The 17,509-nt window shown below is 43.9% G+C and carries 20 protein-coding genes; 9 read left to right on the forward strand and 11 right to left on the reverse strand.

The genetic code is table 11. From position 1 onward, the window contains the following. Window positions 1–48 precede the first annotated feature (48 nt). The 4 genes from rpoN to ACYZ97_RS11245 all read left to right on the forward strand — a co-directional run bounded on the left by rpoN (window position 49) and on the right by ACYZ97_RS11245 (window position 3,483). Window positions 49–1,521, forward strand: coding sequence for an RNA polymerase factor sigma-54 (gene rpoN, locus ACYZ97_RS11230; RefSeq protein ID WP_473298912.1), 1,473 nt, complete (start codon window positions 49–51; stop codon window positions 1,519–1,521). A gap of 167 nt (window positions 1,522–1,688) precedes the next feature. Beyond that, a complete protein-coding gene (gene hpf / locus ACYZ97_RS11235; protein WP_473298913.1) occupies window positions 1,689–2,276 on the forward strand; it encodes a ribosome hibernation-promoting factor, HPF/YfiA family in 588 nt (195 codons plus the stop codon). Between the two features lie 147 nt (window positions 2,277–2,423). Further along, on the forward strand, window positions 2,424–2,888 hold the full coding sequence (gene ptsN, locus ACYZ97_RS11240; RefSeq protein WP_473298914.1) for a PTS IIA-like nitrogen regulatory protein PtsN: 465 nt from the start codon (window positions 2,424–2,426) through the stop codon (window positions 2,886–2,888). A 94-nt stretch (window positions 2,889–2,982) separates the two neighbouring features. Next, on the forward strand, window positions 2,983–3,483 hold the full coding sequence (locus tag ACYZ97_RS11245) for a hypothetical protein (protein WP_473298915.1): 501 nt from the start codon (window positions 2,983–2,985) through the stop codon (window positions 3,481–3,483). On the opposite strand, the gene ACYZ97_RS11250 is transcribed toward ACYZ97_RS11245, so the two are convergent. Continuing rightward, on the reverse strand, window positions 3,476–4,168 hold the full coding sequence (locus ACYZ97_RS11250; RefSeq protein WP_473298917.1) for a fumarylacetoacetate hydrolase family protein: 693 nt from the start codon (window positions 4,166–4,168) through the stop codon (window positions 3,476–3,478). The genes ACYZ97_RS11245 and ACYZ97_RS11250 overlap by 8 nt on opposite strands. A gap of 182 nt (window positions 4,169–4,350) precedes the next feature. Here ACYZ97_RS11250 and ACYZ97_RS11255 point away from each other — a divergent pair, with 182 nt between their 5' ends. Further along, on the forward strand, window positions 4,351–4,896 hold the full coding sequence (locus ACYZ97_RS11255) for a hypothetical protein (RefSeq protein ID WP_473298919.1): 546 nt from the start codon (window positions 4,351–4,353) through the stop codon (window positions 4,894–4,896). Between the two features lie 50 nt (window positions 4,897–4,946). On the opposite strand, the gene ACYZ97_RS11260 is transcribed toward ACYZ97_RS11255, so the two are convergent. Continuing rightward, the gene (locus ACYZ97_RS11260; protein WP_473298921.1) at window positions 4,947–6,164 is read right to left on the reverse strand and encodes an argininosuccinate synthase; all 1,218 of its coding nucleotides are present in this window, start codon (window positions 6,162–6,164) and stop codon (window positions 4,947–4,949) included. Between the two features lie 148 nt (window positions 6,165–6,312). On the opposite strand from ACYZ97_RS11260, the gene ACYZ97_RS11265 reads away from it, so the two are divergent. Beyond that, window positions 6,313–6,951 carry a LysE family translocator gene (locus ACYZ97_RS11265; protein WP_473298923.1) on the forward strand — a complete coding sequence of 213 codons (639 nt, stop codon included), beginning with the start codon at window positions 6,313–6,315 and terminating at the stop codon, window positions 6,949–6,951. Between the two features lie 43 nt (window positions 6,952–6,994). Here the strand turns inward: ACYZ97_RS11265 and ACYZ97_RS11270 are convergent, their stop codons facing one another. The 5 genes from ACYZ97_RS11270 to ACYZ97_RS11290 all read right to left on the reverse strand — a co-directional run bounded on the left by ACYZ97_RS11270 (window position 6,995) and on the right by ACYZ97_RS11290 (window position 10,355). After that, complete coding sequence (locus tag ACYZ97_RS11270) at window positions 6,995–7,315, reverse strand: DUF4282 domain-containing protein (protein ID WP_473298925.1); 321 nt, start codon at window positions 7,313–7,315, stop codon at window positions 6,995–6,997. A gap of 157 nt (window positions 7,316–7,472) precedes the next feature. Continuing rightward, a complete protein-coding gene (locus ACYZ97_RS11275) occupies window positions 7,473–7,901 on the reverse strand; it encodes a hypothetical protein (RefSeq protein ID WP_473298927.1) in 429 nt (142 codons plus the stop codon). Between the two features lie 35 nt (window positions 7,902–7,936). After that, window positions 7,937–9,169 (reverse strand): dual-specificity RNA methyltransferase RlmN, encoded by a 1,233-nt coding sequence (gene rlmN, locus ACYZ97_RS11280; RefSeq protein ID WP_473298928.1) that lies wholly within the window; start codon window positions 9,167–9,169, stop codon window positions 7,937–7,939. Window positions 9,170–9,321: 152 nt separating this feature from the next. After that, the gene (locus tag ACYZ97_RS11285) at window positions 9,322–9,822 is read right to left on the reverse strand and encodes an invasion associated locus B family protein (protein WP_473298930.1); all 501 of its coding nucleotides are present in this window, start codon (window positions 9,820–9,822) and stop codon (window positions 9,322–9,324) included. 146 nt (window positions 9,823–9,968) lie between these two features. Beyond that, window positions 9,969–10,355: a YkvA family protein gene (locus ACYZ97_RS11290; RefSeq protein WP_473298932.1), complete on the reverse strand. Its 387-nt coding sequence runs from the start codon at window positions 10,353–10,355 to the stop codon at window positions 9,969–9,971. Between the two features lie 190 nt (window positions 10,356–10,545). Here ACYZ97_RS11290 and ACYZ97_RS11295 point away from each other — a divergent pair, with 190 nt between their 5' ends. After that, window positions 10,546–11,979 carry a DUF2931 family protein gene (locus ACYZ97_RS11295; protein ID WP_473298934.1) on the forward strand — a complete coding sequence of 478 codons (1,434 nt, stop codon included), beginning with the start codon at window positions 10,546–10,548 and terminating at the stop codon, window positions 11,977–11,979. Between the two features lie 122 nt (window positions 11,980–12,101). Further along, window positions 12,102–13,361 carry a serine hydrolase gene (locus ACYZ97_RS11300; RefSeq protein WP_473298936.1) on the forward strand — a complete coding sequence of 420 codons (1,260 nt, stop codon included), beginning with the start codon at window positions 12,102–12,104 and terminating at the stop codon, window positions 13,359–13,361. Here ACYZ97_RS11300 and ACYZ97_RS11305 read toward each other — a convergent pair. Next, on the reverse strand, window positions 13,354–13,869 hold the full coding sequence (locus tag ACYZ97_RS11305) for a hypothetical protein (protein ID WP_473298938.1): 516 nt from the start codon (window positions 13,867–13,869) through the stop codon (window positions 13,354–13,356). The two genes, ACYZ97_RS11300 and ACYZ97_RS11305, sit on opposite strands and share 8 nt — an antisense overlap. A 93-nt stretch (window positions 13,870–13,962) precedes the next feature. Here ACYZ97_RS11305 and tenA point away from each other — a divergent pair, with 93 nt between their 5' ends. Next, window positions 13,963–14,637, forward strand: a complete 675-nt coding sequence (gene tenA / locus ACYZ97_RS11310; protein ID WP_473298940.1) for a thiaminase II — start codon at window positions 13,963–13,965, stop codon at window positions 14,635–14,637. A 136-nt stretch (window positions 14,638–14,773) separates the two neighbouring features. Here tenA and ACYZ97_RS11315 read toward each other — a convergent pair whose 3' ends face one another. From ACYZ97_RS11315 to ACYZ97_RS11325, 3 genes are read right to left on the reverse strand one after another with little or no spacing between them, the layout of a single operon-like run. Next, a complete protein-coding gene (locus tag ACYZ97_RS11315) occupies window positions 14,774–15,526 on the reverse strand; it encodes a M48 family metallopeptidase (protein WP_473298942.1) in 753 nt (250 codons plus the stop codon). 44 nt (window positions 15,527–15,570) lie between these two features. Then, window positions 15,571–16,713: a benzoate/H(+) symporter BenE family transporter gene (locus ACYZ97_RS11320; protein ID WP_473298944.1), complete on the reverse strand. Its 1,143-nt coding sequence runs from the start codon at window positions 16,711–16,713 to the stop codon at window positions 15,571–15,573. Then, entirely contained in the window at window positions 16,714–17,490 is a 777-nt protein-coding gene (locus ACYZ97_RS11325; RefSeq protein ID WP_473298946.1) for an alpha/beta hydrolase, read from the reverse strand. Window positions 17,491–17,509: the final 19 nt, after the last annotated feature.

A 17,509-nucleotide genomic window follows, 5' to 3' on the forward strand; every position in this document is an offset into this window, starting at 1 on the left:
TCGTAGCTGTTTTTACATTTATTTTTATTTTAAGGAGATAGCATCTGGATGGCTTTATCGCCCCGAGTTGATTTACGTCAGACGCAATTTCTAGCGATGACACCAAAATTGCTCCAGTCGATGAAGCTGTTGCAGATGTCGGTTATAGAGCTTGAAGCCTACATTTCCGAGGAGCTTGAAAAAAATCCGTTGTTGGAGCAAGCTTCCGATATGGAAAAAATAGAAAATTTTGAAGATTTTCCATCTTTTGATTCTTCATATATTGATCATTTTTCACAGGAAGAAATTCCTGATGCCGAAAAAATAGCCGATACATTTGATGCTTCGATAGAAAATATTTATCCCGATGATTCTGGAGACCGATTTTATGAACCTGTTTCAACGCGGTTAAGCGGGTCGGATACAAATGATTTCGATTTTTTGCAAAATATTGCCCAGACGAAAACATTGAAAGATCATATACGCGAACAGATTGCCTTTGCTTTTGAAAGTGAAGCTGAGCGGTTTGTCGCCATGCAGATTGCCGATCTGATTGAGGATAATGGCTATTTTACCGATGATTTGGACGCGTTGGCAACGCGACTTGGATGGCCGTTATCGAAACTTGAAACCATTCTGGATACGATGAAGGATTTTGATCCGGCAGGTCTTTTTGCATGTGATCTTTGTGAATGTCTGTCCTTGCAATTACGCCGCAAGGATAGGCTTGATCCGGCGATGAAAGTTTTATTGAATCATTTGCCGGCATTGGCTAAGCGGGATTTTATTTATCTTAAACAGCAATGTGGTGTCGGTGAAGATGATCTGCTTGATATGCTTGATGAAATAAGGGCACTTGATCCTAAGCCGGGTATGGCCTTTTCAGTAAGTGGCAGCAATATTATTGTGCCGGAAGTTCTGATTACAGATGATGGTTATGGCGGTTTTCATATCGAGGTTAATAGTGATGTTTTGCCGCGTTTGGTTGTCAATAATTGCTATAGTGCCCGCCTTGCCAAGGATGGTGAGGAAAAAGCTTTTATGAGTAATTGTTTGAAAAATGCGAATTGGCTTATACATGCACTTGATCAACGTGCAAGAACGCTGCTCAAGGTTAGTCAGGAAATTGTTAGGGTACAGGAAAATTTTTTGCGTCATGGCATTGCGCATCTTAAACCTTTGACGCTGGCAAGCCTTGCCGAGGCTGTTAATATGCATGAATCAACCATGTCGCGCGTCACTGCTAATAAATTTATTTCGACACCGCGTGGAACATTTGCTATGCGCCATTTTTTCTCAGCGGCATTGCAGGATAATGACGGGGGCGAAGCACATGCGGCTGAAGCTGTGCGTTTTCGTATCCGGCAGCTGATTGATGGAGAAGGCGTTGATAATATATTATCGGATGATGCTTTGGTCTCGATTTTGAAAGGTGAGGGAATTGATATTGCACGCAGAACGGTTGCTAAATATCGTGAAGCTATGAATATTGCTTCTTCAATTTCCCGACGTCGTGAAAAAAAGCTTCGGCAAGGCGGATGATGGTCTTAGGCATTATTTAAAATTGAGTTTCTTGGTTGACTTTGGCCTGTTACGTGAATAGAAGCCCCGAGACTAATAGGTTTTAATAAAAATAGCGCTTTCAGTTTGCGCCGGCTCAAAGATTTGTTTAAGCTGCTGAGGTAACGGAATATAAACGAGGTTTACAAATGACGCTCCGCATTTCAGGCAAGCATATGGATATTGGCGATGCCTTTCGGGCTCGTATTGAAGAGCGCATTAATGATGCGGTCTCCAAATATTTTGATGGTAGTACGACCGGCCATGTAACGGTTACCAAATCTGGTTCGCGTTATTCGGCTGATTGTGTTCTGCATTTGAGTACTGGTGCGATTTTACAGACAACAGGCAATGGACAGGATCCGCAGCTTGCTTTTGATGCGGCTGCTGAACGGATAGAAACACGTTTGCGTCGTTATAAGCGCCGTTTGAAATCACGTCATGGCAATATCGGTGAAAGTGCTGCCTTTTCTGAGTTTGCTTATCATATTATGGAGCCGGTTCCGGATGCGGATGAAGATCTGCCGGAAGATTATGCGCCGACTATTGTGGCAGAAACGTCGGTTGCGTTGCGTGCCATGTCGGTCGCTGATGCGGTTGTTGAGCTTGATTTGATGGATAATCCGGTTCTGTTGTTCCGCAATGTAGGCAATAACACGATCAACATCGTCTATCGTCGTGCTGATGGTAATATTGGATGGATTGATCCATCGAATGTAAAAAATACATCTACATAGGCTAAAAAAACACCGATCATTATTGGATTTTATTATTTTCACCGTATTTATTTATCGGATGAATATAGAAGGCCATACAACATAAACTGTCTTGTCGATATTCTTGATATAGAATGGGGCAAGGCCTAGTTGGAGGAAGCAAGAACAATGGATTTTAGCGATTTGATTGCGCCCAATGCCATTATTCCAGCCCTGAAAGCGACATCGAAAAAACAGATTTTGCAAATTTTGGCTGAAAAAGCAGCTGAATTGACCGGTCTGAATGAACGCGATGTCTTTGATACAATTATCGCACGTGAAAAACTCGGTTCTACGGGTGTCGGTAATGGTATAGCTATTCCGCATGGCAAGTTGACAACGATTGATCGCATTGTCGGGGTTTTTGCTCGTCTTGAAAATCCGGTTGATTTTGAAGCACTCGATGACCAGCCGGTTGATCTTGTTTTCTTGTTATTGGCTCCTGAAAATGCCGGTGCTGACCATCTTAAGGCTCTTTCACGGATTGCCCGTATTTTTCGTGATGGGGATATGGTGCAAAAACTGCGCAACACCCATGAAGCTCAGGCGCTTTATTCCTTTTTGACTGAACATCCCGCTTCGGATGCGGCTTAACGGCGCAAGTTACGCATAAAGATTGCTTCTTCGTATGGTCAAGTTGTATAAGCAACCATTATAAATATGATAGGGGATTCCCTAAGGTTGGAACATGGTTGCCACGATGCAGGATGATAAACGCTATACGCTATCTGCGGGTAGCCCAGCGCCGTTGATTTTTTTAGTTCTTTTTGTTGTTTTTATTTATGGCGCACTTTTTATCGGCCTTATCAGCCTGTCGCGCTGGTTGATTGATGAATTTCAGTTGGATTTTTTTCGTTCAAAAGGCGAAATGGGTGATTATCTGTTTTTTGCTTTGATTTTATTTGGCTGGTTTGCGCTCGCTTTTATCAGTTCTGCTATCCCTTATTATATTCTTCGGGCGCGTCACCGCTATATGTTGGCAGCTAAAACGGCCAATATTATTGTTTTCGCCTTTTTCCATATTTTTACTTTTCCATTGATTCTATGGCCTTCTGTTCGTCGCCGTTCACCGACCTTGCGCAAAAGACACATGGAAAAATTGAAGAAAATGGCCAAGGGCCCGATTATGGAAGAACGTCGTGAAGAACGCCGTATGTTGACCACACGGCGTCATCAGGCCGTCAGATAACGGTTACATGTAAATCATTGAGACCATCAATATGGGCAACAAGGTGGTCGCCTTTCTGGACGGGGCCGACACCTGCCGGTGTTCCGGTCATGATAATATCTCCGGCTTTAAGTTCGAATAGTTTCGATAGATAGGAAATCATATCCGGTATTTTCCAGATCATCTGGTTAAGATTACCGCTTTGGCGAACGGTTCCATTGATACTCAGGCTGATGGTGCCATTTTCCATGGATTGGGTTTTTGTTGCCTCGGTAAGAGGTGAACAGGGTGCAGAATATTCAAATGCCTTGGCGATTTCCCATGGTCGTCCGGCTTTTTTCATTTCTGCTTGTAAGTCACGACGTGTCATATCAAGGCCGATGGCATAGCCGAAAATACAGTTGATAGCTTGTTGCGGTGTTATGACTTTGCCGCCGTTTTTAAGTGCAACCACCAGTTCAACCTCGTGATGGACATCCTTTGTGGCTGGCGGATAAGGAAATTGTCCGTTTGTAATTAGATTATCCGGATTTTTCTGAAAGAAGAAAGGCGGTTCTTTACTGGGATCATGCCCCATTTCAATCGCATGATCGGCATAATTGCGTCCAACACAATAAATACGATGAACAGGAAAAAGATTTTTACTGCCTTGGATTGGTAGAGAAGCAATGTGTTGCGGTCTAAAAATATAAGAAGAATCGGTCATTTTGTCTCCGCGAAAAGTAATAAAATAACTATAGATTTGTTTTTTAATCTGTCGAATCGCATTACTGTGATTGGATTTGCTTGTTTGCGAATGAATGCTATAGTGTTTTCTTTTTCAATATAAGGTTTAAAAAAATTCTTGATTATATTCTTTCTATAAGGAGTGAAAACACTTCGCTCGGTATGCTTTTAATCGCTATGCTTTTGGGTGCATTCCTTGCTTATTTCAGCACTTTGAATCGCAAAACCCTACCACGCATTCCCTATATTTGCTGCTTTTCTTTGATATTTTGTCTCTATGTTATTTTGACCTATCTCAATGAATTGCTGTTGCATGCAATTTTTGATGATGAATTGAATATTTATCGTCTGGTTTTGGAACTGATTCCAATCTTTCTTTTTGGTTTTTTCTTTATGAAGGTGTCTGTTGCACGTGCATACGATGGCTTTGATAGTAAGAAAGCAGCATGGTTATTAATTGTACCGCTTGCCAATCTTGGTCTTTTCACTGTGACGGTTGATGAAGATCCTGATACCGAGCCTTTGCAACGCGATCCCATAAATTGCCCCGCTTTTATACAAGGCGCATCAGGCCTTATTATCGCGACTATTATTGCAATGCTCAGTTTTACAATTGGTGTGATAGCAATTAGCTTGCCGCATCAAAGGCAACTGGAAAACCGTATTTATAAAGAGCAGCTATTGCCATCTCAATATCGTAATTTTTAAGATGTACAAAGCTCCGTTTACATGGTTTCAACGGAGCCTTATATCGATTTTTAACGGTCGCGGACGGCCAGTGTACGTAGGCGTAGGGCGTTCAATTTGATGAAACCTGCCGCATCCTTCTGGTCATAGGCACCTTGGTCATCTTCAAAGGTGACCAGTTTGTCAGAATAGAGTGATTTGTCGCTCTGGCGACCTTCGACAATGACATTACCCTTATAGAGTTTCAGTGTCACTTCGCCCTCTACATTTTCCTGAGAAAGATCAATGGCAGCCTGCAGCATCTTGCGTTCAGGCGAGAACCAGAAGCCATAATAGATGAGTTCGGCATAACGTGGCATCAATTCATCTTTCAAATGGGCAGCACCTCGATCCAAGGTGATGGATTCTATGGCGCGATGGGCTGTGAGCAGAATTGTACCACCCGGTGTTTCGTAAATGCCGCGTGATTTCATGCCGACAAAACGGTTTTCAACTAGATCAAGACGGCCGATGCCGTTGTCACGGCCATAATCATTCAAGGTTTTTAAAAGTGTTGCCGGTGACATGGCTTTGCCATTGATTGAAACCGCATCGCCCTTTTTAAAGCCGATGGTGATAATGGTTGCCTTGTCTGGTGCGGCTTCCGGCGAGACTGTGCGCATATGAACATATTCAGGCGCCGGAACGGCTGGATCTTCCAGCACTTTGCCTTCGGATGAGGAATGCAGCAGATTGGCATCGACAGAAAAAGGTGCTTCGCCTTGTTTGTCCTTGGCAACCGGAATCTGGTGATCTTGGGCGAATTGGATGAGGTCTGTTCGGCTTTTGAACTGCCAGTCACGCCATGGTGCAATAATTTTGATATCGGGATTGAGGGCATAGGCCGATAGTTCAAAACGTACCTGATCATTACCCTTGCCGGTAGCTCCATGTGCAATGGCATCGGCACCGGTTTCTTTTGCAATTTCGATGAGACGTTTGGAAATCAGCGGACGGGCAATGGATGTACCAAGTAGGTAGACACCTTCATAAACGGCATTGGCACGAAACATCGGAAAGACAAAATCGCGGACAAATTCTTCGCGCAGGTCTTCGATATAGATTTCTTTGATACCGAGCATTTCGGCTTTTTTGCGTGCCGGCTCCAGTTCTTCGCCCTGACCGAGATCGGCGGTAAATGTAACGACTTCGGCACCCAGTTCTGTTTGCAGCCACTTCAGGATGATAGACGTATCCAATCCGCCCGAATAAGCCAGAACAACTTTTTTGACATCTTTCCATTTTTGCATGATTCAGCCCAATCTTTATGAGTTTTTACCCTTTTAGCAGTTGTGCCAATGCTTGCAAGAGTGCATTGACGGATTCTCCATTGCCAGCTGAAAAAAGACGATGTAATGCGGATAAGAGGCTTTTATATGACAAGTGACGGAGTCGGACATGGATTTTATACCTGATTGGCATATATTTTTACAATTTACCGGCGCTTCAATTATTCTTACTCTTATACCTGGACCGGATATGGCTCTTTTTGTTGGCCGGTCGATTGCACAGGGAAAAAGTGCGGGCTTTGCCGCCATCGCCGGTTGTTGTAGCGGTATATTCATGCAGGTTATCGCTGTTTCTATTGGTCTTTCAGCTTTGGTTACGGCTTCGCCTCTTGCCTTTTTTATATTGAAAATTGCCGGTTCGCTTTACTTGCTTTGGCTGGCTTTTCAGGCGATTTATCATGGGTCCAGTTTTAATTTGGCCGGAGGTGTCCGTAAGGTTAGTTTGAAGCGTCATTATCTTGATGGTTTGAGTGTCAACTTACTTAACCCCAAAGTTTTGCTTTTTAACCTGACCTTTCTGCCGCAATTCGTTGTTGCCAACGACCCACATGCTGCTGGTAAGATTATTTTCTTGGGCTTGAGTTTTATTCCGATCTCATTGCCTTTTACGGTTGCAATGGTTTTTGCTGCAAACCGGTTTGCTGCCATGTTAAAATCGAGTCCACGTATTATCCGTTTACTTGATTGGTTGATGGCGGGTGTTTTTACCGCTTTTGCTTTAAGATTGTTGTTGGCACAGGCAAAATAAAAAACGCCCGCAAGCGGGCGTCTTTTTAACTTTTGGAAGAATTTTATTTTTCACTGATTTTTTTCAGATATTCATTGCTCTTGAAAGCAAGAATGGTCATTTCAACGCTCATACGCAGGATGAACCAATAGACCAAAGCGCCAAGGGGCGATGCAATGATAAGTGTCAAACCATGGGAAATATTGCCTGTCAATAATGCAATAATGCCACCGAGGAAGCCTAAAACGCAAACAAGAGCGATAACAATCATCAATACCCAGTAGAAAAGGGTAATAGCTTTTGGTGTGATAAATTTATCAAGGTGAAGAACGGTGTTGGCGAGGCCTTTTTTGTCCTGTAAATGTTGGTTGAAACTATCTTGCATGAATTTCTCCTGAATTATGTGCTTACATGGAATATCTCCCCGCATAGGCACCGGAGATTTTCAGGTCGGGTTTAGCAACCATAGGGTCAAGAAAATAGCTAAGATTTTGTTTTTCCACATCAAAGCCAATTAATACGACACTGTTTTATGATGATGCTTAAAATGAGGTCGTATTAAGGGAAAGGCGGTTGAAGCGGCGCGGTGTAACCAGCCAATAAATAAAACCGGATCCGGCTGCTGCAATAAGGTTGATGATCATGCCGCCCGGTTCCGGAGCATAATGGCCGACGTGCAAGGTGCCTGTATAGATAAGAGCTGCCACCAAGGCACCGATAATATAATAAGATGCATTATAGATGTGTTTCCATTCACCAATAATGATGATGAGAAGGAAGACGCCGGCAACGATATAGAAAAGTGGCGGCAGTGCATAAAGCGGATTATCGGGTGAAAGCAGTGCATCTAGATTGTAGAGGTGGGGATTGGTAAGAAGGGTCAGGATGATCTGCACGATCATATAGGTGGCTTCGGCAAAAACGCAGCCAACAATGACCCAAGCAAAATGGAAGGTTGAAATTCTATTCATTCTATCACCATTAAAAAAATCTGTTCGTTTATAGATCAGTCGCCATGACCAGCAATCATCATGGCTTCAAGTTTTAGTCGCTCTGATTTGCGCAGGCGTTCCGATTCTGATTTTAGCTGTCCACATGCAGCAAGAATATCACGTCCGCGTGGTGTACGGATCGGCGAGGCATAGCCAGCCTGGTTGACTGCATCAGCGAAACGCTCGATCTGCTCCCAATCAGAACATTGATAGTTGGCCCCCGGCCACGGATTAAACGGAATAAGATTTATTTTGGCAGGAATACCTTTCAATAGCTGTACCAGCCGTTTGGCATCATCAAGACTGTCATTGATATCTTTGAGCATGACATATTCAAAGGTGATGCGGCGGGCATTGGAAAGACCAGGATAATCACGGCAAGCCTGCATCAGTTCTTCCAGTGGATATTTTTTATTGATCGGGACCAGAAGGTCTCGTAATTCATTGCGTACAGCATGTAATGAAATTGCCAGCATGACGCCGATTTCTTCACCAGTACGGTAGATTTCGGGTACGACACCCGATGTAGAAAGGGTGATACGGCGTTTGGATAATGATAGCCCTTCACCATCAGATGCGATGATCAGAGCTTTCTTGACCGCATCAAAATTGTAGAGCGGTTCGCCCATACCCATCATGACAATATTGGTAATCTTGCGACCTTCTGCAGGAACAATGGCACCATCGGGTGTATTCTTGTCAGGGAAATCACCAAGTCGATCACGTGCGACCAGCAACTGTGCTAATATTTCTTCCGATGTAAGATTGCGGACAAGCTTTTGGGTGCCTGTATGGCAGAAGGTACAAGTCAGCGTGCAGCCAACCTGGGAAGAAATGCATAATGTGCCGCGCCCTTCTTCCGGAATATAGACGGTTTCAATTTCGACAGGGCGTCCGGCACCGCGGGCGGGGAATCGTAAAAGCCATTTGCGCGTACCATCATTGGAAACCTGTTCTTCGACAATTTCCGGACGGGCAATGTTGCAATGTTGATCAAGAATCGCACGCAGTTCTTTGGAAATATTGAACATATCGGCAAAGTCTGAGACACCACGTACATAGAGCCAGTGCCAGAGCTGGCTAACCCGCATGCGTGTCTGGCGTGCAGGCACCCCAATTTTTTCCAGTGCTTGTGCCATTTCTTCTCGGGTTAAACCGATAAGCGATATTTTTTCCGACTGTGCAGCCACAGCAGGTTTTAATGTTTCACGGGCGCCAATCGGCTTCAAGTCGTAGGATATGCTCATATGATACTAAAATGGCTTTTGTTTTTGGCTTTTAAGCGTTGGTGGATCAAGTGGTTCACCTGATACGCCAAGCTTTCTAGCATAAATTGATGGCGCCGTCACGGCGCCATTGATAATATTTGAGGCGGCAGAATTTGAAATTTCTGGCCGACTTATTTGCAGCTTTGAGCCATATTGAGTGCAGCCGTCACGCCTTTAAGCGAATAGCTGTAGGATGTATTGGTGCCGCGTTGTGAAACAGCCTTAATGGTCATATTGCTACCGCTCTTCATAGCTGCAACCAATTGGGTTTCCAGTGTCGGACCACTCAGCCATGCGGAATTGTCCTTGGTAAACATTTCAAAATTCTTGCCATCAACAGTCACGATAACCTTGGAATTGGCTTTTAGGGGATAACCGGCCATGAACTGCGGCTCAAAACCGTTATTGGCGGCACGTTTGCTGAGCAGAAAGAAATTGTCGCCATGGTTCACGCTTGAAGGGGCAGATGTAAGTGGTGCGGAAAGTGCATAACAGACAGTCTTACCGCCCATCTGATAGGAATAGGTCGCCCAGGCATCAAACTCTTTCAATTTCTTGGGGCTTTGTGCATTGGCAATGCCAATCATGCTCAAAGTAATAAGAGAAGTGGCAATAATCTTCTTTGCGAACATTGTTTTATGACTCACTTTTTAAAATTTCGACAATCAAGAACATTATTCAATGTTGAATAGATTCCTATAATTAATGTTATGACTATGGCAGGTTTGTGGTTACTAAAAGGTGAAGTGTCCGTTAAAATATTGGCAAATCTTCTTTATCATAATATCTCATTATCTTTTGTCTGATCAAGCATTTCACGAGCAGCTGTTAGATGGGTGTCGTTAATATAGGTGCGGACACTGGCAATCGCAATCGTCAGCACGGCAATATCATCGCTAAAACCGATGAGAGCAAGCATATCCGGCACAACATCAAAAGGCATGACAAAATAAGCGAGGGCAGCAAGTAGAATGCCACGCACGCGTGCTGGTGTTTGCGGGTCAAATGCACAAAAATAAGCGGCAATCAGATCTTCCATAAAGGGAATTTGGTTTGCCGCTTTTTTTAAAACAGCAAAGAATTTATCTTTGATCTGTGATTCTCGTTTATGATGGGTTTTTGCATTGCCCGGATCAAGAATGATATCAAGCGTGGTTTTATCCATTGATAAACTCCAATAAGGCTCCTGCCCGATTATAGATAGGTATGGAGGCTTTTTGCTGCAAGTTGCTTGAAATTAATGACGGTGCGCCATTGGGAATGGTATTTTATGAATTGGTGCTGGTAGATTGGATGATTGTACTTAGCGGTTAAAATGTTTTAAACAAATCAAGCAAATGAAGATTGGCTTAATCATGTTGAAAATTATTAATTTGGCCGTATTTTTTATCAGCATATTGGGATTTGCCAACCATGCTTTGGCTGGGAAAAATTATAAAATAACTGTTGATGCCGGTTATCCTGCCTATACACCTATGGCTTATGACCGAATTTATTTTCTTGATGATCGTGATAACGATCAGTTCCCAATAGGCGCGTCATTTGCCAGCGGGAGTAAATGGAGCCAAGGTAGCCAGGTCAGTGTTTTTAATACTGTACCGCTTCCTAAAAAGATTTTCGTACTTTGGTTTTCTGTGTTGGAAAATCAGTTTTGGGAAGGTCAGTATTCGTTGCCGGCCCATGATTTTACCAAATATGATGATTATGTAACCGTTTCCCCTTTTGTCTATCAGCGCCAGCTTTTTTCATGGCGAGAGAAGTTTACTGCAACCACTTCATGGACGGTCAATGTAACACCTGGCGGCATGGTGGTTATCTGGGTTACTGGAGGTAACAGCACAGAGAAATATGTGTTGGCGCGTTTTCAGGCCAAACGCATTGATTATGATTGGGATAAATTCATTCATCGGTTTTATGGCCCGCTTGAAAATTTTAACTATCCCGATCGCCAAAAATTTATAGAAGAATGGAAAAGACATGCACAAAAGGCGATAAAGCAGCCATTACCATCAAAGCCGATAGAGCTTTCCCACTTTGAACGTTATTTTGATACGTATCGTTGGCAATTGAAACTGAATGATGCCTATGAATTAAAAGACTTTGAAGTGCGCACCATTAATGGTGAACGTTATATCGTTCATCATGGTACGGATCAGAAAAGATTAAAAGCACGGGCTATTCCTTATTTGCTTGATATGTTGGTGGTTAACAAGAAGACAGGAAAATTGGAACGATTTACAGTCGAAATAGGCCATTTTATGAGAAATGGCTACAAGCCTGAGGATTGGGAAGAGATCATCAATGTATTCCGTAAGATGGGGCCTGATCATCTCATTAATATTGAAATCATGATTGATTCTGAAAAAGATATGCTGGATGTTTTGCTTGATAATGGCACAAAACGTATCATGCTTAAGCAAGTAACCGCTGAAAAAAATCCTCCTTATAGCGATTTTGATCCCGTCTTATGTCCTCATGACGATCCTGCAAAACAGTTGACCGAAAAAGATATTTCGTCAAATCCTGATGATAGTTTTATGTTTACGCTTAAAAATGATGATACTCCGGTTTCTAATTTTCCTTATCGGATGCTGCGGGCAGATGGTTATTACTATTACGGGCGTACAAAATCTAATGGTGATACGGCGCGTATCCGCAATCTTGTTCATGGAAAACGGCTGAAGGTTGATGTTTATGAAGATGAGCGTGAAGGTTGCTATACGAAAGAAAATTTTCCTAAGGATTATGATATATACCATCCTTATGATGTACCGAAAAAGAACTTCTAGTTTTTGGGATTGCTGTTGTTGATCAATATTTACTTTTTGTTAAGGCTTCGGATGATGGGGTTCTTAACATTTGTCGGTATTTGCGGCATGGTTTCAAACATAAGCAATGATCGGGGTGTTTGATGGTTTGTTTTTTCCGTCGTTTCAAAGCGTTTATTTTTATGGCGCTGGTTGTTATTTTTATAGGATCGACCCAAGCCGGAGCCCAGCAGTCGATCCCGATTAATCTGGCGGATTTTCCAGCTATTGTTATGGATGGTCGTACCGGTAAGGTACTTTTCCAAAATCGTGCTGATGAGATACGCGCACCTGCATCCATTACCAAATTGATGGCATTATATCTTACATTTGATGCACTGGAGTCGGGCCGGATCAACTGGAATACACGCCTGCCGGTTTCTGCCAATGCTGCTAAACAGCCAAGAATGAAGCTGGGTGTACCGGCCGGATCAACCATCACTGTACGCGAGGCGGTCAATGCCATGATCGTGGTTAGTGCCAATGATGCGACTGTGATTATGGCTGAATATCTGGCCGGCAGTGACGAGGCATTTGCGCGTATGATGACAATGAAAGCCCGAAGCCTCGGCCTGCGCAATACAACTTATAAAAACTCCAATGGTTTGACCGAGGCCGGTCATGTATCGACGGCGCGCGATATCGCACGTTTATCCATCGCCATGCGGGACCAGTTTCCGCAATATTATAAACTCTTTTCGATGCGCTCTTTTAATTATCAGGGTAAAATTATCAAAGGTCATAATCGCGTATTGGAACGTATAAACGGTGCGGACGGGTTGAAGACCGGTTATACAAGGGTTGCGGGTTTTACGATTACAACTACAGTCAATCGGGGTGGGCGACATCTTGTCGTGGTCGTTTTGGGCGGCAAGAGCGCCAACCAACGCGATGATATTGTTGTTGCGCTTGTTAATCGGTATCTGGATAAAGCCAGCCGTTTTTCAACCAAGAAGGTTTTTTCCAAATGGAGTGTGGCACAATCGGTATGGCGCGGCCAATCTGTGCCTGCCCTCGTTTCATCAGGGCCACATCCAGTGGCTGCAGTACCGGATTCGGTGCCTTTGGCTTATGCCGGTACAAAAGCTGCAATTGCCGCCAATGATGTTTTAAAGCATGGTTTTGTTGCACAGGTTGCAGCGTTACCTGATGATTTATCAGCCAATAATTTTATGAAACAGGTTTTGGCTGATTTGGGCCGTAATACATTGGCACAGAAGGCCTATGTCGAAAAAGGCTCATTGGAAGGTACGACGGTTTATCGCGTTCGTTTTGGGCAGTTTGATAACGACCGTGATGCCAATGCTGCTTGTGCTTATATCAAGAAAAAGACCTATGATTGTTTTGTTACCGAAATCAGATAGACAATAGTTGTTTGATACGGTCTTTTTGTGGGTGTTTTTCAACTAGATCTTTTGGTAGCCAGATAAAGCCGACGCCTAATATACTCAGGATGATATGGTTTTCTATATTGAGATGTATCTTCTGTTTTAACGGTTTGATTGTTTTGCTATCGCCCAATTCGATCGTCATAAAATTTTCGTCCAGAATGAGGCGATAGCCCTGATAGAGGATGGGCTGGTTGTTATACATGTGGTTGGTCATGCGGCGTGCCGTATTGATGATGATGAGCAAGCACGTTAAATAACCGATAACAAAAGAAAGGCAGATTGTCAGGCTGCTGATCTGGTATTGGGTTTCCAGATAATAGAGTAGAAAAATCAAAACCAGACCGATACTGATTCCAAGTAGTATAAAATTCCACGGATACCATTTACCGCCATAGACAGGGCGCAATAAGAGCGCCGAAACTTTTTTGAAAAGTCTTTTATTGAGCGGCGGTACGTCAATTATGATGGAATCATGACTCATTTTCAAAATGATCCTTGTAAAAGCTGGAGATGTATAGATAAATTTTACATTGCGCAATGATCTGTTATTGATGGGCATAGAGGAGAAATGGTTGTGAGCATTGATTTTGATAGCGGGCTTTTTGGTCTTTTGCGTAAAAATGCAGGTGCCATATGGGATTGTTATATCAATCATGAATTTGTTCGTCAGCTTGGTGCCAGTACATTGCCGATAACCTGTTTTCAACGGTTTTTGCGTCAGGATTATCTTTTCTTACTGCATTTTTCACGCTCTTATGCATTGCTTGCTGCCAAATCGACCCGTCTTGATGATATCCGCGATGCCTTGGCCGGTTTGCAGGCGATTGCCGATGAGATGCCGTTGCATGTACGATATTGTGCGCAATGGGGTATTGATGAAAAAAAACTATTGGCTGAAGAAGAGGCGCCAGCCACAATTGCCTATACGCGTTATGTCATGGATATCGGCTTGAGCGGTGACCGTCTTGATTTGTTGGCGGCTTTGATGCCTTGTGTTGCTGGTTATGCTGAAATCGGTCTCAAATTGGCGTCATCCTCTGATACGGTTTGGAGCGATAATCCTTATGCTGACTGGATCAGAACCTATGAAGGAGAAGATTATCAGAGAGGCGTTGTTGCCGGTATCGATATGCTCAACCGTTTAGGAGATGAGATCGGATATGAAAAGCGCTTTACGCATTTGAGCAGAATTTTTAATATGGCAACAAAGCTTGAAGCGGGTTTTTGGCAGATGGGGCTTGAAGCCTAGAGCTTAGTTTTCATCCAGAAAACTTATTTTGCAAAGTCGAGAGGATTGGGAGCAATCGACAGTTGTTGTCGTATATAATCTATAATTGTTATGGGATTGGATTATGCGTTTGGTGCGCATCCATGATTATTCTTATCTATCGAAATTCAATGGCATGTAGTGCTTGGCCATTCCGCTTGAGCCATGCACGACAACGTTTGGTATCAGGGCACAGTTTTGTACATAAGGCCCAGAAATCATGGCTATGGTTCATTTCAATCAGATGGGCAACCTCATGGGCAACGAGATAATCAACAATAGGTCGAGGTGCCATAATAATACGCCATGAAAATGATAATTGCCCATCTGCCGAACATGATCCCCAGCGGCTTTTGGTATCTTTAAAACGGATCGATATAGGCATGCGGCCAACGGTTTCAGCGTGTTTGGCAATCATGGGGCGGATTGTTGTTTCAGCCAGTTTTTTTAGATAGTCAGATAACCGGCGCGGCAGATGTTCGATGGCGCCATGAACAATAATTTTCGGTGTATCCCCTTTTTCGATTTCTATAGTACCGCGTCCTGGCCGATGTACGATCAAATGGGGGACGCCAAGAAGCGGTATTTTTGTACCAGCACGTAACATTGTGCCATTAATCGGGGGTGGCAGTTTGGCAAGGCGGGATTCGATCCAGCCACGATGGCGATCCAAAAAATCATAGACATCATTAGGATCTGTATGGAGCGGAATGGTGACACAAATTGCTTTTCCGCCTGCCGATATACGCAAAGTCAGGCGTGTAGCGCGCGGATGTATCGTGACTTTAAGCGGTAATTTCCGGTCGCTTAATTGATATTCATCGTTGAAAGCAACGGGAGTTGATGCTGGTTTGAAAAGATTGCGAAGCATAGCTGATTATAGCTGATTCGGGAGCCGGTTTTGCAGACTAATTTTCAACGGCGTAGAATTTTTTCGCCGCCATAGACAATCAACCCTGCAATAAGTGCCCAGAAAGGTGCGCCAATACCAAAGAAAATGAGGCCTGACGCAGTTGTTGCGAATGTGACAATGGCCGCAAAACGATGACTTTCAATACTTAATGCGATTGTCATGGCATTACTAAAAGCACTGATGAGTGCCAATCCTGCAATCAATGCGATTAGCGCAATGGGAAGGGCGGCAAAAATAGCGACAAAAGAAGCGCCGAAAAGAGCAAAAATAATATAGGACAAACCATAGAATGGGCCGGTCATCCAGCGTTTTTCCTTGTCCGGATGGGCATCGTGATTTGTACAAATAGCCGCGGAAATAGCGGCCATATTGGTGGGGGCAGCACAGAAAAAAGCTGAAATAACAGTTACGATACCGGTGACAGAAAGACAGGCTTTTGTCGGTGCCTCATAACCATAGGCTTTTAAAACGGCAAAGCCGGGTAGATTTTGCGATGCCATGGTAATGAGATAGAGTGGCAGTGCAAGGCCAAAAAGCGCTTTGATATCAAAGGTTGGTATAACCAGTGACAGGCTTGATATTTCAAGCGGAGGCAAGTGGCCAATACGTGATGTGAAAAAGGCATAAAAAAATCCGGCGATAAGAATATAGATAACAGCCATAGCGGGCTGTAAAAGCCGTAAGATAAAAAAGAGGGCAACGAGCGGTAGGACAAAAGCTGGATCAAGTCCGGCCTGTCGTGCGGCCTCGATAATAAAATGTAAAAGCACGCCTGCCAGCATGGCTGAAGAAATAGAAGCAGGAATACGTGCAATGGCAAGTGAAACCGGTTTGACGAGTGCTGTGATAATAATCGCGAGACCGGTTAGTATGAAGGCGCCGACGGTTTCATTCATATTAAAGCCGGATGTTGCGGCAATAAGGGCTAACCCCGGTGTCGACCATGCGGTAACAAGCGGAATACGATAGCGCCACGACAGATAAAAGGTTGAAGCGGCAATTGCGATACAAATAGCCGTAACCCAACTGGCGATCTGCGCACTATCGGCCCCGACAGAATGTCCGGCCGCGATAATGAGTGATAATGTACCGCCAAAGCCGACAATGGCACCGACAAGACCTGAAGCAACAACCGAAAAGCGCATTTATCTTGTTTTCTCAAGCAAAAGGCTGATTGCCTTTTCAAGAAAGGCCAGATCTTGTGGCCGTGAGAGACGATGGTCGCCATCGCGAATCAGGCTTAATGTGACATCGTTGAATGGCAGATGCTGCATAAGCTCGAGTGTATGTTGATAGGGAACATCATCGTCCTGCATACCTTGAATAATATGGATCGGACAAGCGGGGTCAATCAAACCTTGCATAACAAGATTTTGACGGCCATCTTCGATAAGCTTACGTGTAAAGGGAGTAGGTTCTGGTGCATAGGGAGACGGAACTTCAAAAAAGCCTTTTGTCTGCAGATCATTCTTTTGATTTTGTGTGAGGGCTGGTTCAATCAGATCATGGGTAAAATCAGGCGCCGGTGCCAGTAGCACCATGCCGGCAAGTGTAATTTTCTTCTTGGCCAGCTCTTGTGCCATGCGCAATGCCATCCATCCGCCCATGGAAGAACCAACGAGGATTTGCGGTCCCTCACAATACAGTTCGAAAGCCTTCAGGCTTTCTGAAAGCCAGCGCGAGATAGAGCCATCAAAGAAATCACCGCCTGATTCGCCATGACCGGAATAATCGAAACGCAAACAGGCATGACCGTGCAGTGCTGCAATTTCATCAATTTTTTCAGCTTTTGAACCAAGCATATCGGAGCGATACCCGCTCAACCAGACAAATCCGGGTGATTTTTGTCCGCGACGTGCACGTACAGCAATAGGTGCGCCATCATGTTCAAAGAATTCTTTCTGTGGGGTCGTTAAATCCATAATCTCTCCCTTGATTAAT

This window comes from Bartonella sp. bp_1 (genome assembly GCF_055808085.1).

Coding starts and splice junctions, on each gene's coding strand:
- rpoN (WP_473298912.1), top strand. CDS start 49: ATGGCTTTATCGCCCCGAGTTGATTTACGTCAGACGCAATTTCTAGCG.
- hpf (WP_473298913.1), top strand. CDS start 1,689: ATGACGCTCCGCATTTCAGGCAAGCATATGGATATTGGCGATGCCTTT.
- ptsN (WP_473298914.1), top strand. CDS start 2,424: ATGGATTTTAGCGATTTGATTGCGCCCAATGCCATTATTCCAGCCCTG.
- ACYZ97_RS11245 (WP_473298915.1), top strand. CDS start 2,983: ATGGTTGCCACGATGCAGGATGATAAACGCTATACGCTATCTGCGGGT.
- ACYZ97_RS11250 (WP_473298917.1), bottom strand. CDS start 4,168: ATGACCGATTCTTCTTATATTTTTAGACCGCAACACATTGCTTCTCTA.
- ACYZ97_RS11255 (WP_473298919.1), top strand. CDS start 4,351: ATGCTTTTAATCGCTATGCTTTTGGGTGCATTCCTTGCTTATTTCAGC.
- ACYZ97_RS11260 (WP_473298921.1), bottom strand. CDS start 6,164: ATGCAAAAATGGAAAGATGTCAAAAAAGTTGTTCTGGCTTATTCGGGC.
- ACYZ97_RS11265 (WP_473298923.1), top strand. CDS start 6,313: ATGGATTTTATACCTGATTGGCATATATTTTTACAATTTACCGGCGCT.
- ACYZ97_RS11270 (WP_473298925.1), bottom strand. CDS start 7,315: ATGCAAGATAGTTTCAACCAACATTTACAGGACAAAAAAGGCCTCGCC.
- ACYZ97_RS11275 (WP_473298927.1), bottom strand. CDS start 7,901: ATGAATAGAATTTCAACCTTCCATTTTGCTTGGGTCATTGTTGGCTGC.
- rlmN (WP_473298928.1), bottom strand. CDS start 9,169: ATGAGCATATCCTACGACTTGAAGCCGATTGGCGCCCGTGAAACATTA.
- ACYZ97_RS11285 (WP_473298930.1), bottom strand. CDS start 9,822: ATGTTCGCAAAGAAGATTATTGCCACTTCTCTTATTACTTTGAGCATG.
- ACYZ97_RS11290 (WP_473298932.1), bottom strand. CDS start 10,355: ATGGATAAAACCACGCTTGATATCATTCTTGATCCGGGCAATGCAAAA.
- ACYZ97_RS11295 (WP_473298934.1), top strand. CDS start 10,546: ATGTTGAAAATTATTAATTTGGCCGTATTTTTTATCAGCATATTGGGA.
- ACYZ97_RS11300 (WP_473298936.1), top strand. CDS start 12,102: ATGGTTTGTTTTTTCCGTCGTTTCAAAGCGTTTATTTTTATGGCGCTG.
- ACYZ97_RS11305 (WP_473298938.1), bottom strand. CDS start 13,869: ATGAGTCATGATTCCATCATAATTGACGTACCGCCGCTCAATAAAAGA.
- ACYZ97_RS11315 (WP_473298942.1), bottom strand. CDS start 15,526: ATGCTTCGCAATCTTTTCAAACCAGCATCAACTCCCGTTGCTTTCAAC.
- ACYZ97_RS11320 (WP_473298944.1), bottom strand. CDS start 16,713: ATGCGCTTTTCGGTTGTTGCTTCAGGTCTTGTCGGTGCCATTGTCGGC.
- ACYZ97_RS11325 (WP_473298946.1), bottom strand. CDS start 17,490: ATGGATTTAACGACCCCACAGAAAGAATTCTTTGAACATGATGGCGCA.